Source organism: Brevibacterium sp. 2SA (genome assembly GCF_005502845.1).
In the GTDB taxonomy this organism is placed as follows: domain Bacteria; phylum Actinomycetota; class Actinomycetes; order Actinomycetales; family Brevibacteriaceae; genus Brevibacterium.
Genome location: NZ_SCMW01000003.1, coordinates 58,010 through 75,241 on the forward strand (window position 1 = coordinate 58,010; position 17,232 = coordinate 75,241).

At 66.3% G+C, this 17,232-nt stretch carries 12 protein-coding genes; 3 read left to right on the forward strand and 9 right to left on the reverse strand.

All coding sequences use genetic code 11. The features are described from left to right. Window positions 1-45 precede the first annotated feature (45 nt). From FFS20_RS02275 to FFS20_RS02315, 9 genes are all read right to left on the reverse strand, one after another. Window positions 46-1,239 carry a glycosyltransferase gene (locus FFS20_RS02275; protein ID WP_137824322.1) on the reverse strand — a complete coding sequence of 398 codons (1,194 nt, stop codon included), beginning with the start codon at window positions 1,237-1,239 and terminating at the stop codon, window positions 46-48. Then, window positions 1,239-4,091 (reverse strand): CDP-glycerol glycerophosphotransferase family protein, encoded by a 2,853-nt coding sequence (locus FFS20_RS02280; protein WP_137824323.1) that lies wholly within the window; start codon window positions 4,089-4,091, stop codon window positions 1,239-1,241. Before FFS20_RS02280 ends, FFS20_RS02275 begins: the two co-directional genes overlap by 1 nt. Before the next feature lie 60 nt (window positions 4,092-4,151). Next, on the reverse strand, window positions 4,152-5,075 hold the full coding sequence (locus FFS20_RS02285; protein ID WP_137824324.1) for a glycosyltransferase: 924 nt from the start codon (window positions 5,073-5,075) through the stop codon (window positions 4,152-4,154). Continuing rightward, window positions 5,072-5,902 (reverse strand): CDP-alcohol phosphatidyltransferase family protein, encoded by an 831-nt coding sequence (locus FFS20_RS02290; RefSeq protein WP_249356440.1) that lies wholly within the window; start codon window positions 5,900-5,902, stop codon window positions 5,072-5,074. Before FFS20_RS02290 ends, FFS20_RS02285 begins: the two co-directional genes overlap by 4 nt. 154 nt (window positions 5,903-6,056) lie before the next feature. Further along, entirely contained in the window at window positions 6,057-7,874 is a 1,818-nt protein-coding gene (locus FFS20_RS02295) for a glycosyltransferase (RefSeq protein WP_137824326.1), read from the reverse strand. Window positions 7,875-7,938: 64 nt separating this feature from the next. Then, complete coding sequence (locus FFS20_RS02300; protein ID WP_171006952.1) at window positions 7,939-9,408, reverse strand: glycosyltransferase family 2 protein; 1,470 nt, start codon at window positions 9,406-9,408, stop codon at window positions 7,939-7,941. Window positions 9,409-9,454: 46 nt separating this feature from the next. Continuing rightward, window positions 9,455-9,844: a glycerol-3-phosphate cytidylyltransferase gene (tagD, locus tag FFS20_RS02305; protein ID WP_137824328.1), complete on the reverse strand. Its 390-nt coding sequence runs from the start codon at window positions 9,842-9,844 to the stop codon at window positions 9,455-9,457. A 132-nt stretch (window positions 9,845-9,976) separates the two neighbouring features. Continuing rightward, on the reverse strand, window positions 9,977-12,610 hold the full coding sequence (locus tag FFS20_RS02310; RefSeq protein WP_137824329.1) for a glycosyltransferase: 2,634 nt from the start codon (window positions 12,608-12,610) through the stop codon (window positions 9,977-9,979). Between the two features lie 187 nt (window positions 12,611-12,797). Then, window positions 12,798-14,054, reverse strand: a complete 1,257-nt coding sequence (locus tag FFS20_RS02315) for a CDP-glycerol glycerophosphotransferase family protein (protein WP_137824330.1) — start codon at window positions 14,052-14,054, stop codon at window positions 12,798-12,800. 105 nt (window positions 14,055-14,159) lie between these two features. Between FFS20_RS02315 and FFS20_RS02320 the strand changes: the two genes are divergently transcribed. The 3 genes from FFS20_RS02320 to FFS20_RS02330 all read left to right on the forward strand — a co-directional run bounded on the left by FFS20_RS02320 (window position 14,160) and on the right by FFS20_RS02330 (window position 17,222). Then, the gene (locus FFS20_RS02320; RefSeq protein ID WP_137824331.1) at window positions 14,160-15,164 is read left to right on the forward strand and encodes a glycosyltransferase family 2 protein; all 1,005 of its coding nucleotides are present in this window, start codon (window positions 14,160-14,162) and stop codon (window positions 15,162-15,164) included. Between the two features lie 111 nt (window positions 15,165-15,275). Next, the gene (locus FFS20_RS02325) at window positions 15,276-16,466 is read left to right on the forward strand and encodes a magnesium and cobalt transport protein CorA (protein ID WP_249356443.1); all 1,191 of its coding nucleotides are present in this window, start codon (window positions 15,276-15,278) and stop codon (window positions 16,464-16,466) included. A gap of 96 nt (window positions 16,467-16,562) precedes the next feature. Beyond that, a complete protein-coding gene (locus FFS20_RS02330) occupies window positions 16,563-17,222 on the forward strand; it encodes a DUF308 domain-containing protein (protein ID WP_137824332.1) in 660 nt (219 codons plus the stop codon). Window positions 17,223-17,232: the final 10 nt, after the last annotated feature.

The window sequence follows — 17,232 nt, forward strand, 5'->3', positions numbered from 1 at the left end:
GTCTCAGCGGCCGAACCGTCGGCCCCAGCGACCGAACCGTCGGTTTCAGCGGGCCATCTCGCGGAAGAGGTCCTCCCACCGATCGAGGATGCGCTCGGGGGCGTACTGCGCCATATCGGCGCGGACCTCGTCCGACATCTGCGCCAGCGCCGCGGGGTCGGCGGCCAGCGCCTGCAGGCGCTCGGCGAGGGCGGAGACGTTGTTCTGGGCGACGATGTATCCGGTGCGCCCGGAGTCGATGAGCATCTCGACCCCCGGGGAGCAGTCGAAGGACACCGTGGGCACGCCGGAGAGTCCCGCCTCGACGATCGAGATCGGCAGTCCCTCGTGCTGTGAGGAGATGACGTGGATCTTCGCGGCCGCGAGCACCTCGGCGACAGCGTCGGTCTTGCCCATGAGCGCGGCACGGGGAATCGCGCGGTCATCGATGAGGGCCTGCAGACTCTCGCGCAGTTCGCCCTCACCGTAGAGCTCGACACTCCAGTCGGGAAGGGCGGGAGCGATCTCGGCCCAGGCCGCCAGCAGGTAGTGCAGCGACTTGACCTCGTCGTAGCGCCCGAGCGCGACGATGGTGTTGCGGCGCGTGGATCCGGTCTCCGCCGTTGCCTCGATCTCCGACCCGGCGAGGGTGACGGGGTTGGGGATCCACCCGGTGTTGTTCAGTCCTGCGAGGCGGAAGCGCTCGGCGTCCTCTGCCGTGAGGAACACGGTGCGGTCGACGTCGGCGTAGGCCTGCAGCACGCGGCCGGCGTCCCGACCGGTGCGCGTGGCCCCGTCGTATGACCCGTGGTACTGACCGACGACCCGCGGCAGGCGGGGATCGGCGGCGTCGTATCCGGCTTCGAGCATGTGCTCCATGCCGTAGACCTGCGTGCAGATGATGAGCGTGCGCGGACCCCACTCGGCGAGCAGTGCCCGCAGCTTGTCGACCGCGATCTTGCGCAGGTCGAAGCGCTTCCGATACCGCCGCATGCGCTCCCGGTCCTTCTTGTCCGCGTCGGAGCGGATGGTCCAGTCCGGCGGCGGAGGCTCGGGCATGAGCGTGCGCACCGTGATGCCGGCGGAGCGCTCGACGACCTGACCGTGACCTTCCGGCGGCGGCGAGACCCCGACGAGCTCGGTGGCGTATCCCCGGGCGTGGAACCCGTCGGCCATCGTGCTGATGAAGCGTCCGACACCGCCGAGGCGGTCGACGTCGTTGGCCATGAGGACGATCCGATCGAACTGCGACTGCGCCATCACTGAGCTCCCCAAATCGTTGCGATCGTCTGCGCGGCTGCATCACCGGGTTCGGTGCCGGCGAAGTCCTCCCGGAAGCGGCGCCGCAGCGGCTCCGCCGCGTCGTCTCCTGCGGCCCTGATCGCCGCGACGAGTTCCTCCTGGTCGGTGACCAGCGGACCCGGATGATGGTCGCGCAGGTCGAAGTAGGTGCCGCGCGCGGAGTTCGCATAGTCGTCGAGGTCGTACGCGTAGAGGATGATCGGGCGGTCGAGACTGAGGTAGTCGAAGATGATGCTCGAGTAGTCGGAGACGAGGATGTCCGCGGCCTGGAGCACCTTTGCGGTGTCGGCGATGCCGCTGACGTCGATGACCCGACCGCGCAGGTGGGGCGGCACGGCGATGCGGTTGAGGTAGTGGGGCCGCAGCAGGATCTGATAGTCCTCACCGAGGTCGTCGACGAGCTCGGCGAGGTCGAGTTCGAGCGAGGCCTGCCCGCGGGTGCGGAACGTCGGGGCGTAGAGCACGCTCGTCTTCGCCGGGTCGAGGTCGAGGCGCGCCTTGGCCGCGGCGATCCCCGCGGCATCGCCGACGAGAACGTCGTTGCGCGGCGATCCCACCGGCAGCTGCGCACGCTCGTACCGGAACGCCGGCACGAAGGTGTCGCGGAAGTAGGCGCTGGGGATGCTGAGGAAGTCCCAGTAGCCGACTCGCCGTTCGAGGTCGGCGATGTCCTCGCGCGATCCGAACTCGAGGTTCGGCTCGTCGAAGCCCATCTTCTTGATGGGGATGCCGTGCCACGTCTGGATGTAGATCTGACCCGGGCGCTTGACGTAGCCGACGGGCAGGCTCTGGTTGTCGATGATGTACTTCGCCCGGGCGAGCGTGCGGTAGTAGTCGACGGTGTTGCGGATGACGATGTCCTCGCGGCCCGCCGCCCAGCGCTGGTTGGCCGCCGCCACGACGACGACCCTGAGGTCGGGGCGGGTGCGACGCAGCTCCGCGGCGAGCACGTGGGGCGAGTCGGACTCGGTGGTGCCCATGTGGGATTCGACGACGACGAGGCGGTCGTCGAGCTGCGCCGGTGCCTCCGCGGCGATCCGCGCGCCTTCGGCGACGAGCGCATGGGAGGGCAGGGGCACGTATCTGTCCCGCAGCGCGGTCTGACCGGTCGAGAGCATGGGTCTGATCGCCCGGCGCAGTCGCCGGCGCTGCTTGCCGATGCGGGCGAGGCGGAAGGCCAGGGTGCCGATCTCCGTGGCGTAGGGCTGATAGCGGATGTTCGCGAGCGACTCGGCGACCCCGTGAGGCTGGGTCTTCTGCTTGCTGCCGACGAATCCCTTCCTCACCCGCAGCGGGAGGAGCGTCGAGGCGGTGCCGTTCGTCAGCTCCATGCGGATGGAGATCTTCGGCCGCACGGCACGGTCGATGGCGGCGGGGAACTCGAACTCGGTGGTCCACTCCACCTCACCGTCGGCGGTGCGCTCCCAGCGCACTGGTGCCACCCATTCCCGCTGGAAGCCCCAGCGCTCCCTGATGAGCATCCGCGCAGTGAGATCGGGCCGGTCGAGCTTGGCGAACGAGTCGGGGATGCGGCCGGAGATCGTCACCCGGTTCTTCCCGTCGATGGCCACGGCGTCGACGGCGTTGTAGAACTTGAACGCGTACCACGGGATCGCGACGACCTCGGCGGCGTCGAAGGTCGCGAGCATGTGCTCACGGGAGTCGGCCGAGTAGGAGGCGAAGGTCTCCGGCTCCCACAGGCTGCGGTGCCCACCGGGCTCCCAGTCGCCGTAGAGGTCCCACGTGCCCGAGGCGATGTGGGCCATCCGAGAGACGAGGTCGACATCCTCGGCGAGGGCCGAGGCGATGAGCAGCCGGTCGTCGCGGGGCACATCGTCGTAGATCTCGGTGGGGATCGATTCGATGAGCGGCTTGAGTTCGGCGAGGAGTTCGGGCGCGAGGTTGGGCACCTGCCCGTGGGCGATGTCGTTGAGGTAGAGCCGGGCGTCGTGGCGGAGGATCTTCAGCTGCAGGCGGGCGTGGAGCGCCGGCACGCTGGCCGGGTCGGCGACCCGGAGGACTTCGGCGAGCGCGACCTTGCGATGCTGGAGGTTCCTGATGTCGTCGCGCTGGTTGGTGATCGATTTGCGGACCTTGATGGGATAGAGGTTCCACTGATAGACGAATTCGGGGATGACGCGGATGCCCTCGGCCTTCGCGAACACCTCGGCGGTGAAGATGAGGTCCTCGTAGTGGAGTTCCTCCCGGAAGCGGATGCCGTTGGCCCGCAGCATCTCCATGCGGTAGAGCTTCGCGACGGCGATCGTGTCGATGCAGAGCTCGGGGTTCTCCTCGATCGTGTCGAAGTGCTGCTCTTCCCGGTAGAGCCGGTGGTGCCAGCCGCGGAACTTCTTCTTCGCGATGTCCCGGCGCCGCGTCTTGGCCATGACGATGTCGGCTTCGCTGCGCTCCGCGGCCGTGAGCAGGTTGTACGTCGCATGGCGTTCGAGGATGTCGTCGCTGTCGAGGAACGTCAGGTACGGGGCGCTCGCGTTGTCCATTCCGATGTTGCGCGGCGCTCCCGGCCCGCCGCTGTTCTTCGGCGTCTGGAACACCCGCAGCCGCGGTTCGTCCCGGGCCAGCTCGGAGACGTGCTCGAAGGACCCGTCGGTGGAGCAGTCGTCGACGACGATGACCTCGGTGCCCTTGAGCGTCTGGTCGAGGGCGGAGCGGATCGCAGTGCCGACGTTCGCGATGTCGTTGAACATGATGATGACCACGGTGACCAGCGGTCGTCCGTCGATCCCCCAGACGGTCTCCGGTGGGGTCGTTGCGGTCGTGTCGGCGGCGCGCACCGCTGGGTGAGTCAAAGTGTTCTCCGTCGTCGTCTTCTCTATCGGTCGGGCGGGCCCGCGGCTCCGTGGGGCGGCTCAGACGACCGGGGGTCGGCCGTGGCGCGCCATGCGCAGGACACCGCGCCCTGACAGCTTCCGGTGCTGTTCGTCGTCGCTCCACGGGTCGAGCTTCCACCCGTCGCGCCACCCCTCGAACCACGGGCGCAGCTGGTCGGGCTTGTTCGCCCATTTCAGGCACTGCATGAGCGTCCACGATCCAACGTACATCCAATTGAAGGGCCACGGCAGGTTCCGCCGGGCCAGCCACACGCGGTTGCGGGCGTTCATGTAGAAGTACTCGTCGTGGCGGCTCGGATCGATGACGGGGTGGGCGACGGCGAGGTCGCCCATGTACCACACGGAGTAGCCGGCGTCCCAGACCCGCCACGCGAGTTCGATGCCCTCATGGGCATACCAGAACGGGGCCGGCCAGCCGCCGCATTCGTCGAAGGCCTTGCGCTGCATGCACACGGCGCCCTCCCACACGGAGAAGACGTTCGAGGAATGGTCGGCCTCGCCCTTCTTCAGGCGCGGAATCCAGCGCTTCGGGGAGGCCGGTCCGCCCGGCTCCTCGACGCGGGGCTGGACGAGCCCGATCTTCGGCTTCGTGCGCATCAGCTGGGCCATGCGCATGAGCGTGGTGTCATCGGGCAGCCAGGCGTCGTCGTCGAGGAAGAAGAGGAACTCCCCCTTGACGTGCGGCACCCCGGCGTTGCGTCCGGCGGGGATGCCGAGGTTCTCCGGCAGGGCGAGACGCTTGACGGCCGGCGGGATGCCTTGCGGCTCCCAGCCGTTGCCGACGCACACGATGTCGAGGTCGACGCCCTTCTGCGCGAGCAGCGAGTCGAAGCCGCGGTTGAGCTCCTCCAGTCGCTTGCCCTGCGTGAGCACGACGACGCCGAAGGTGTACTTCCGGTTCGCTTCGAAGCGCTGGGTGAGGACCCGTGAGGTGTTCGTCATGACAGCCTCTTCGACGCCATGATCGACATGAAGTGGCCGATGACGGAGAGCAGGCAGAGCGGCACGAGGATGAGCACGAGCCAGCGCTCACCGACGAGCGGGGCGGCGCCGAGCGGCACGGCGACGGCCGTGACGATGCTCGAGAGCAGGGCGAGCAGCGAGAGTTCGACCGAGTGGTAGATGCGGTGGAACGGGACGAAGCGGGCGGCGCGCTTGAGCTTCGCGGTGAAGCCGGGGTTGAGTGCGGTCGCGGACTGCGAATCGGCGAGCTTGTCGAGCCCGTTGAAGGCGCGGGACACGTGCACCATGTCGTTGAGCGCCTTGTTGAGCAGGACGAGGGAGGCGAGCATGGAGCCGGCGAGCAGGTACGGGTACGTGCCGCCGGGATCGGTGGCGAGGTTCGACCATTCGCCGACTGCGCGCGCCCCGAGCGCGAAGGCCACGAGTCCCTCGGTCGTGTAGTGGCCGACCTTGTCGAGGAAGACGCCTTTCGCGCCGCTCGTGCCGCGCCACCGCGCGACCTCGCCATCGCAGCAGTCGATGTACATCTGGACCTGCGAGAAGACGACGGCGAGGACGGCGCCCCAGATCCCGGGAATGAGCAGCGCTGCGGCGATGCACCACCCGGCGACGATCATCATCCCGGTCACGCCGTTGGCGCTGATGCGGGTGCGCACGAGGAGCATCGTGAAGTAGATGGAGAAATGCCGCAGGTAGAGTTGAGCCGTCCAGTGCTCGGCGTTCTTCCGGGTGCGGACTTCGATCGGCTGGGCCTTGGCGCGGAGTTCGGCCAGGGTCGGGTACCGTGATTGCTTCTCCGCGCTCACTCCCGACCTGCCTTCTGACTGCATCTGACCCCGACAATTCACGCCAAGTTTACCGACTGTCCAACCCCCTGGCCACTTCCGTGACCGCCGACACGACCGCGTGTTTCGCGCAGGGCGTCCTGGCTGACCCCGCCCTGCGGTGGGCGGCGACCGCTCAGCCCACCGTGAAGCTGAGGTTGCCCTTGACCGTGCGATACGGGGTGATCCGCCTCTCCGCGCCGGGCGAGTCCGCGGCCTCGTCCCCGGCCGCATCCGCGTCGACGGCGATCCGCGGGTGGTGGATCCCGTCCTGGCCCGTCCACTGCCACCACGCGTCGAGCGTCGCGCCCGCCGGCACGATCAACAGTTCCTCTCCGCTGAAGACGGCATTGCCCTGCGCATCGACCGCCGAGGCGAACGCGCAGCTCCCGTCGCGCGTGCCCAGGACGACCGCGAAGTCCTCGCCGGGGGCACGGCCCTCGACGGTGATCCGGACCCCGCCGTCGACGGCCGTCTCGGGTGCCGCGGTGAGTGCGGGGACGATCGTCTTCGGCCGGTTTTTCGCCGTCGTCCGCAGCCGCGAGAACAGCTCCGCCCAGCGCGCGGTCACGCTGTCGTCGCTGAAGGTCGCGGCCTTCGCCACGGCGGCGCGCCGCAGGTCGGCGATCGCGGCGGCGTCGGCGTCGAGGAGGCCGGTGATCGCGTCGGCCATGGCCGTGCTGTCGGCGACGAGGTACCCGTTCACCCCGGAGTCGATGATGTCGGAGGGACCGTACCTGATGTCGTAGGCCAGCGGGATGCAGCCTCTGGCCATGGCTTCGATGAGCACGACGCCCATCCCCTCGAACGAACTCGTGAGGAGGATGAAGGAGTGGTCGCGCAGCCTCTCGGCGGCCCCGTCGACGTGGCCGGCGAAGGTGACGCGGGAGCTGAGGACATCGCTGCCGGCGACGATCGCTTCGAGCTCGGCTCGCTTCTCCCCGTCGCCGATGATGTCGAGGGTCATCTCGGGTCCGACCCGGGCGACGGCGGCCAGGGCCTCGTCGATGCGCTTCTGACTCGTCAGTCGGGCGAGCACGACGCCGCGTCCCGGCGGCCGGGAATCGTTCTCCGGGGACGGGTGTCCCACCTCGTCGACGGCCGTCGAATTGGGGATGACGACGAGCGTCGGCGCGCTGCCGAAGGCGGCGGCGAAGTCAGCCCGCTGCTTCTCGGTGAGGAAGACGAGGAAGTCGTACTCGAACCAGTGCCTGAGGATCTCGATCCGGGACCGGGTGAAGGGGCCGTTGACGGACGCGGTTCCCGGGTTGAGGTGGGAATTGTGGAGGACCTGGCCGATGCGCAGATGGTCGCGCTTGTAGCGATGGAGGAACGTCGCGATGAATTTCGATTCGTTGATGAGGATCGACTCTTCGCCGCCGGTCGCGGCGTCGAGCCATGCGAAGTAGAAGTCCCTGGCGCGGGCGAACTCGGACACGCAGCGACCGTCGTGGTCGAGGAGCACGAGCCGTCTTGTGCTCCCGGTGCGGTCGTCGATGAGGAAGGTCGTGCCGTCGCGGCGCAGATGATCGACCCGATCGATCGTGCCGTCCGCGGCGAAGTATTCGATGTAGCGGTCGGTGGTGTTCGTCGACCCAGGTGCGTGCTGCGGGGGAATCCCGGCGGCGGGGCGACCGCCGAACCGGCGCAGGGCGCGCCGGTCGTAACCGGCGACCTCGTCCCACGCATTGCGCAGACGCATGCCGTCGATGAGTTCGCCCGCCTCGCGCAGTCGCTGCCGAGCCTCGGCGACGTCGAGTCGGTAGTCGAGGGTGAGCACATCGACGTCGATCCCGAGGAGGGTGACGAAGTTCCGCGACCGTCGCAGCATGACCTTGGTGAGACCCCCGTACTCCTGCGGGATCGACCAGGTGAGGTCGAAGATGCGGGTCGGAGGGGCCGAGCTCGAGGCGGTGGCGCGGCGGATACGCCGGAGCAGGCGGTTGAGTGGCATAGGTGGCGTTCCTTGGTGGTGGGGCAGGGATGCGAAGCGCCGGCTGGGACGTGTCTGCGGAATGCTACCGCATCGATCTGCGGCCGAGCCCGGTCAGCCGCTTCGCGAAGGCGCGTGCTCCGCTCGCGACGTGGAGGTTCGCCCCGCCGAGGCTGGTGGGGGTGACCTCGACGCGCAGCCCCCAGCGGCGCGCGGAGAGCACACCGGTGTCGGCGAGACCGACGCGAACCGCCCTCGTCTCTTCGGTGCCGGTGTCGGCCCGGGCGTAGACCTTGACCGTGCCGTGGGCGAGCAGCGCCTTGAGCGGGATCTCGCTGCGGAACCGCTTGACGGCGTTGGCGGCGGCGTCGGGTGAGTCGGCCGAGGTGGCGGCGACGGGCAGAAGGTCCGCCGCGAACTCGGCGATGTCCTCATCGCCGCGACGGAGGACGAACGTCAAGGCCGTGATGTCCTCTGCGGCAAGGAGAGCTGCGGCGCGCCCTTCGAGCACGAGTCGGACGCCGGTGAGCTCAGCTCGATCGACCTCGACGGCGACGAGTCGGCTGCGATTGCCGCGTCGGCTCACGGCCTCGACGAGGGCCGGGATCCCCGTGGAGAGGCTCCACACCCGTGCCCGGTTGAGGGGACTGTAGAACTCGAAGAGCCTGGAGGGCAGGCAGAATTCGTCGACGAGCTTCTTCGATTCGGCGATCCACGGCAGGCGGAACTCCACGCGCCGACCGTCGAAGCTGTCGTTGAAGCGGTTGAGGGTGACCCGTCGGAACCAGTCGGCCATGGCCTCGCGGCGCAGCTCGGGCTCCCAGGGTCCTGAGGTCAGCGGCAGGAGGCTTTCGCGGATGCCCTGCGCGTGCAGCTCGGGAGCTGTGCCGGTCTGGCTGATGTGTCCCCCGCCGTGGTCGTAGACGAAGTAGTAGCTGCGGTCGGCGAGGATCGAGACCTTCGACGCCGCGGCATAGGCGCGGAAGCAGAATTGGGCGTCTTCGAGCCTGATCCTGTGCGCGGGGAAGCGCAGATCGTGGTCATGAAGGAAGGATCGGCGGAAGAGTTTGAAGGAGTAGTTCGACCGCACGAGGCGTCGGATGTCTCCCTCGTCCTGGGTGTCGGCGAAGACGTCGGCGTGGGTGTGGCGTCCTCCCCGTCCCTCGATCGTCACGAGAACGACGTCGCTGCCCTGTGCATCGGCGTAGGAGACGGCCGTTCCCAGGCAGTCGCCGTCGAGGCGGTCGTCGGCATCGTGGAAGAACACGTAGTCGCCGCGGGCCGCGTCCAGCCCGGTGTTGCGGGGACCGCCCGCCCAGCCGGAGTTCTCCTGCCGGATGACCCGCACATTCGGATGCCGGGCGACCGCCTCGGCGAGGACCTGCGGTGTGTCATCGGTCGACCCATCGTCGATGACGATGACCTCCGTCAGTCCGTCGTCGCACGTCTGCGCTGCCGCAATGTCGACGGCGGTCCTGACGTGGGAGGGGTTGTTGAAGACGGGGATGACGATCGAAAGGCGCACCGGATCTGCTCCGGCCGTCTTCTCATTCACTGAGGGGGTTCTCCTCGCAGGGTGGGGATGAGATGAGGATTGGGGATCAGGAGTTGCTGAGCTCGGATTTGATCCTGGTCGTGGAGATCTCCGGGGTCCGCGAGAGGTAGACGACGTCGACCTTGTCCTTGAGGAAGTCGAATTCGCCTTCCCAGTCATCACCCATGACGAAGGTGTCGATGTGGTACTTGTCGACGTCGGTGGCCTTCTGCTCCCAGTTGTCCTCGGGGATGACGAGGTCGACGTAGCGGATGGCTTCGAGCATGCGCTTGCGGTCCTCGTAGGTGAAGTACGACTTCTTGCCCTTGCCGGCGTTGAATTCGTCGCTCGAGAGCGCGACGACGAGGTAGTCGCCCTGTTCCTTGGCCCGCTGCAGGAGCCGGATGTGGCCGTAGTGCAGCAGGTCGAACGTGCCATAGGTGATGACTCGACGCATGCGCGGTGCTTCCCAACTGTGATGTGGAACTCGCGCCGGGCGCCGAGCTCCGAAAGATTTGAGGAGTTCACGGCGATTTTACCAGCGTGTCACTCGGACGCTGAATTCACGCCGCCTTCTCGCAAGGAGGAGTCAGCGTCCGAAGACCGCCCGTTCGAACTCGACGACGACGTCGGCGTTGTAGGCGTCGGGGTCGAATTCGGACGGTTCGATCTCCCCGTTGAGGAACGCCCGCATCCCATCAGCAAGTGCGGAGACGTCACGGTCGACGACGAGGCCGCCGCTGCCCTCCATCGCACTTGCCGCCGACCCGAAGCGGGTGGTGACGACCGGCAGGCCGAGCACCCGTGCTTCGAGGATGACGATCGGCTGCCCCTCATAATCGCTCGAGAGCACGAAACAGTCGCCGGCGGCCATCACGGCATAGGGATTGCGCAGACGACCGGTGAACTCGACGGCTCCGGAGATGCCGAGCGAGACCGCAAGCTGCCGCAGTTCCCCGGCGAGGGGTCCGTCGCCGATGACGACGAGGCGTACGTTCGGGTCTTCGGCGCTCACCTCGGCGAACGCCCTGAGCAGACGGGCTTGGTTCTTCTCCGGCGACAGTCGCCCGACGGTCACGAATGTTCTGCCGCTGCCCTTCTCGAGCAGACCTCCGAGGAGTTCCTGTCTGGATGCTTCGGAGATCACCTCACCCAACGAGTAGAGACTGCCCAGTTGCGCCACGGCTCCGGACAGACTGCGAACATCGATCGCTTCGGTCTCGGCGTCCGCCGCTGCCGAGTGCCCGGCGCCACCGCGCACCCGCTCGCTGTCGATGACGTTGCGTGCGCTGACGAACTTCTCCGCGGCGGCATACTCGCCGAGGTTGGTCGCGTTGATCGCTCTGAGGTCAGGAGAGACCGACACGAGAGCATCGAAGTGGTGGTAGAGCTTGAAGACTCCAGTGAGGTTGTTGAAATGCGGGCGCGCACCGTCGACCTCGCGCATCGCATCGGCTTCGAGATCGTTGTGGAGCCAGACGGCTCTGCGCGCTGCGGTGCCATGCGCGACGATCCGCGCCCAGTACGAGGAGTAGCCGCTGAAATCGACGGCAGCATCGAACTCGGCGTGGCCGAAAAGTCTGCGCCATTCCCGGCTCCACAGACCAGCGTCGCGATTGCCTGCTTCAAGGTCATCGCTGGTCGACTCATCGAACTCCTGCATACTGCCGAGCAACGGCAGCTGCAGACTCCCCTGGTCGCGTATGACCTGACGGACATAGCGTGGGATGAGGGCGGCGTTGTCAAGCCGGTCGCCCTGCTTCGACCGATAGTGCAGCGTCGTGATGTCGTATTTCTCCGGGTCCAGCTGATGGAGGAGATTGAGCACCGAGGAGGTGATCCCGTTGGTGATGAGTCCGCCGAGGTAGAGCATGAGCCGAATTCGCCCGTCCTCGAATCCGCGCAGCACCCGCCGGTCCGATTCCCGACCGCCGAATACGATGTCGAGGATGCGGGCACTGGCTGCGCCGTCGTCGTGAGGTGTGAGCTCCGCAGCGAGACGCTCGTAGCGAGCTGTCGCAAGAGGAAATGCCGCAGTGTCGGACACCAGCTTTGTCACATCACTGATAAGACTCTCGACGGTCTCGGACACTGGGCCGGGCAGCTCCTCGATGCCGAAGTAGATGCCGCGCTGGGTGGCGTACTTCTGCGCGTCTGGCACATGAAAAGCGACAGGTCGACCGGTCGCCAAGAAGTCGATGAAGATGCTCGAATAGTCCGACACGAGGAGGTCGGTGAGGGCGAGGACGTCATTGGCGGGAATGTCGTTGGGAACCAGGAAGTCGGCGAGGTCTGCGTCATCGATGAGTTGATCGACGATGACTTGGTGGGCTTTGAGCAACACCGTCCAGCCCTTGTCCGCAAGTGCCGAACGCAGTGCGACAAGGGTGCTCTTGAGCCGAGCGGCATCGGATTGGGGATTGTAGAACGACTCCCCGCGCCACGTCGGCGCATAGCAGAGCACCTTCTTGCCCGCGATCTCGATCCCGTGTTCTCGCAGCTCCGTTCGGGCGCGGTTGCCTGCCTCTGGTCCGAACATCTTGTCGGTGCGCGGATAACCCTCCTCGATGATCGCGCCGCGAAAGATGTTGCGCAGCTTGTAGGCGTCGAGGTACATCGTCTCGGTCATGAACGAATTCTGCGAGAGCAGATAATCCGCCGACATGAAGTTGCGCAGGACGTTGCGTGCCCCGTCCGCACCGTTCTCGATGTCATAGCCCATCTTCTTCAACGGCGTGCCGTGCCACACGTTGAGGTAGGTCTGCTCGGGCCGTTTGATGAACTCGGCCGGAAACGTCGCGTTGTTGACGAGGAACTCGCTGGTTTCGAGAGCATCGAAGTATTTCCGCGAGCGGTGGCGGACGAAACTGACGCGTGGGTGCTTTGCGAACTCCGCTCGAATCGGTGAGTTCCACGCAGCGGTCGAGAGCACCCAGATGTGGCGATAGCTCACGTACTCGGGGGAATCGATCATGGTGCGGAACAGTGCCTCGGGATTGCAGAGTGCACCATTGCCGGCGAATGACTCCCACACCACAGTGTTCTTCTCGACAGGGCTGAGCAGGGCCTTCGCAAAGGCACGCGAGGTCAGCGCGGATGAGAGCGATCTGCGGTTTCGCTTCAACTGGCGCGACCACGTGACCCGTTCCTTGCGCAGATAGGCGGCCATCGCCGGCGGCAGAGAGTCGAGAAGCAGTCGCTTCCCCGTGGTGCGGACGTTCATGCGTTCAGACTCTCCTCGTCGTTCCACTTCTGCCGCATCATTGCGCACAGGTCGGCTGCCGAACCGTCGAACGGCAACCGTGGCTGATCTCGCCAAGATCTTAGTCGAACGAGGTCACTGAGGACGGAGGCGGGTCACCCTCGGAGTCACACGGCGGTCATTGACCGCCCAGCCACACATGACCTCATCAGTTCGTGCTGTGGTCGAGTTCGCGCCGCCGGGCGTCGATGACACGCTGTCCGGCCGCGACGAAGCGGTCGATCTGCGCTCCGGGCGCGGTGTCGCCTAGGTAGTGGCGGCTGAGTTCAGCCGCTTCACGGTCCTCGGCAGCGGCGATGAGTGCGGTCACCGAATCGACGTCTGGCTGCTGTCCTCTCCACGACACGGCACGGTCGAGCAAACCCCCTGGCAACACCTCGGCGCGGGAGTCGGTCGGAGGGATCATGATCAGCGGCTTCTGCGTCGACAGCCAGTCGAAGGCCACGGATGACATCTCTGCGAATGCGACATCAGCAACCTGCAGCTGCCACGTGACATCCGGCGTGGTATCGACGAAGCCACGGGGATGCGCGTCAACGACGGCCTGCACCGCCTCCAGTGCGCGGGCGAAGTCGCCGCGAAAGAGACCCGTGCGGGGATGCGCTCGGAAGATCACGCGATAGCCGGCGCTGAGCAGCTGTTCGACCACGGCCGCACCGGTGTCCGGAATAGAGCCGTAGGCCATGCTCGACGAGTCGCCTTCCCAGGTCGGGGCATAGAATGCGACGCGACCGGTGGGCGCCGTCGCGGCGAACGTGTGCCACACAGCGGGGATCGTCGGTGTGCGGTCGAGCTGCGGGCGGCCGACATCGATGAGCGCTTCCTCGTCGAGTCCGTGGAGGATGGACCCGATGCGGTCCCTGGCTGCCTGCCCTGCCGTGAAGACGAAGTCATAGGCCTTGAGCTGGTTGGAGATCATCGAGATCTTCTCGCTCTCTCCATGACTGAGGTGCACATGGGCGGGGACGGGAAATCTCAGCGCCTGGAAGTTCATCGTCGCCTGATTGACGTAGAAGACGATGCGCAGGCTCGGTGAGGAGAAGAACTCATCGAGCCCCTTGGTCAGGCGCGAGAATCGCACCGGAAGGTCGGTGCGCTTCGCGACCCGGCGCGCCACTCGCGGGTCGCGGACGATGATACCGAAGGGTGACGGACCCTCACCGGCCTCGACAAGGCTGTCGCGGAGCTGCTCGAACGGCCACAGCCATTGTTCGAGCTGGTAATCCGAATGAGGATCTGATCCGAAGTACGCCGCCGCAACGAACCGGTCGGCGGGGTCAGGTCGGAAGGCGTCGGGCAACCGGGCCTCTTCGACCCGGCTGCCCATCACGTCGGTGCCGACTCGCGCCGCAGTGGAGAGGAATGTCCACCCGCGGCGCAGAGTCTTCGAAGAAAGGGAGACCATGGATCCATTGTGCCTGGCGAAGATGGGTGTCCGAGTATAGTTGGCGAACAATGGCCCCCTGCTTTCGGCTGACAGCCGCCGACGTGAGAATCCGGAGTGGTCCCGATGGCACTATTCACCAGAACGCCAGACGTCACGATCGGAATCCCAGCCCACAACGCCGAGGCGCATCTGGAAAAGTGTCTGCGCAGCATCGCCGCACAGACGATCGACACCAAGCGCGTCGAGACGATCATCGTCGATGACGGGTCGACAGACGGCACAGTGGACCTGGGGAGACGACTGCTTGGGCAGCTGAAGCTGCGCGGCACTGTTCTCACCCAGGAGAATTCCGGCACACCGGCCAAGGGACGCAATGTCGCCCTTGACGAGGCCAGAGGCCGATGGATCTACTTCGTCGATGTCGACGATCACCTCGGTCCGCAAGCCCTCGACGCGATGACGAGCTTGGGGCATTCAGACAGCGCCGATGTCGTCGTCGGCAGGTACGTCGGGGTCGGACGGGGAGTCCCCAAGGTGATGTTCAAAGAGACGCTCAGCCGCACCGACGCACGCCAGACTCCACTCATTGATTCGCTCAATGTGCTCAAGATGTTTCGGACGGCTTTCGCACGCGACCTCGACTACCGGTTCAATCCCGACCTGAGAATGGCCGAGGACCACCCATTCGTGTTGTCCGCCTACGCCCGCACCGACCGCGTGGCCGTGCAGGCGGATGTCGACTGCTACTTCTGGGTTCGGCACACCACCGACTCGGGTGCGAAGGGCCATCTGACCGGACACGTCCTTCCCGTCGACGAGTTCTACGCCTACATGTTCGAGTCGTTCGGGGTGCTCGCGCATGCAGCCAGCCGCCGCCAACCCTTCGCCGAGTACCTTCACAACCGGTATTGGCACCGGTTGCTGTCGTTCGATCTCCCCACTGAGATGCGCCGCAAGCGAACGCCCGCCGATCGCGACCGTTCCATCACCGTCGCCAGACAGATCATGGAGATCGAAGGCGCAGCCGACGCTGTGAACGAGTTCAACCTCAAATCGCGATCCATGCACCGGGCGCTCGAGCTCGCCGATCGCGAGATGGTCGAATACGTCGCGCAGCTTCTCAGATAGCGCGCGTCGGAGCACCCCATCATCGCGACTGGGGACGTTGACTCCGACAGCTTCCCACCTCCCCACCCCCGTCGAGTACCTTGGGGTGAGAGACCAACCCAAGGAGATCCGATGGCACCCTCACGCCGACTTCCCACTCCCCCGCTCACCCGTCGACTCCGCGGGAATCCGGGCACGGGCCGGCTCGGGAACGCGAAACCCGCCGGCGGGAAGGCGACCACGGGCAAGGGCGGGAACCGGGGACCGGGGGCGAGCGCCTCGGCGCCGGTGCTGCTGAGCCGACAGATCGTCGACAGCCAGCCGCAGCCGGTCTCCGTGACGACCTCCTTCGCCGAGGCGCTCGCGGCCTGCGCACCCCAGGGTCCGACCCAGCCGGGCACGATCACGCAGGTCATCGTCCCGCATTCGACGCCGGAGCTGCTCGCGGAGATCGCGACGACGTGGGACCTCCACCCGGTGCTCGTCGAGGACCTCTTCCACGCCGATCAGCGGCCGAAGGTCGAACGCTACGACGACGTCCTCTTCGTCGTCCTCATCTCCGCGCTCTACGTCGACGCCGAGGAGGAGGTCGACTTCAGCGAGTTCCATCTCCTCATGAAGGGCGACGACGTCGTCATCATCTGCCAGGACGGCCGCTTCATCGACGGCATGCCGATCCCCTCGGATGTTCATGACCTCGAGGAGCATTTCTCCGACGCGGACCTCATCAGGAAATCCGACAAGGACCTGCTCTCGCTCGGCCCCGAGGCCCTCATCTACCGTCTGCTCGACGGCGTCGTCGACGGCTACTTCCCCGTCATCGACGGTCTGCAGGATGACAAGGACGGGATCGAACGCCAGGTCTTCAGCGGCGACCCCGCCGCAGCCGAGCGCATCTATCGCCTCAGCCAGGAGGTCATCGACGTCCTCCACGCCACGACCCACCTCAGTCGACTCACCCAGGCACTGAGCAACGGCGCGACGAAGTACGACATCCCCGAGGAGCTGCGCACCTATCTCAACGACGTCACGGACCACCTCACCCGGGTCCTCGCCGAGGCGGGGGAACTGCGCGAGGCCCTCTCCCAGATCCTCAGCGTCAACGCCACCCTCGTGGCCCAGCGCCAGAACGAGGACATGAAGAAGATCTCCGGTTGGGCCGCGATCCTCTTCGCCCCCTCCCTCATCGGCGCGATCTACGGGATGAACTTCGCGAACATGCCCGAACTCAACTGGAGGTTCGGCTACCCGATGGCGCTGCTCCTCATGGTCGGTCTCAGCGTCACCCTCTACACGGTCTTCCGTGTGAAGAAGTGGATGTGACCGAATCGGTGCCAACGGATCTCAGCCGTCCCCTCCGGTCGGACTTAGACTGAAGTGGCACCATCCCTTGGCAAGTCCCCTTCATGAGGAGTTGAGATGACCACCTCACCCGAATCCCAGAACTTCCCCGACCCGAACCCCTCCGCCGACACCCCGCCCAACGACGGCTACCGCAACCCGGTCGACTCGACGCGCTCCCTGCTCACCGAGCTCGGCAAGGGCGTGTTCTGGGTCGTCCTGCTCCGCGGCATCCTCGCGATCGTCTTCGGCATCCTCGTCTTCGCCGCCCCGGACGCTGTGGCCCTGGTCATCGGCATCTGGATCGGCGCGTGGCTCTTCGTCGACGGCATCCTCACCATCGTCAACGCGAACACCGCCCGCAAGGCCGGGCTGTCATGGGGGTGGGAGCTGACCGCGGGCATCATCTACATCATCGTCGGCCTCCTCATCTTCATCGCCCCGCTCGCTTTCGCCATGCTCTCCGGCGTCCTGGTGCTGTGGTTCATGGCCTTCGGCATGCTGCTGCGCGGCATCTTCAGCCTCGCCTCGAAGTCGTACCGCGGCTGGTCGAAGCTCCTCGGCGTTATCGACATCATCTTCGCGATCATCCTCATGATCGTCGTCTTCACCTCACCGGCTGCCGCCGTGACCGCACTGCTCTGGGTGATCGGCGTCTACGCGATCCTCTTCGGCATCTTCCTCATCGTCATGGCGTTCATGGCCCGCTCCCAGGCCAAGCGCGTGATGCAGGGCTGAGGACACCGCA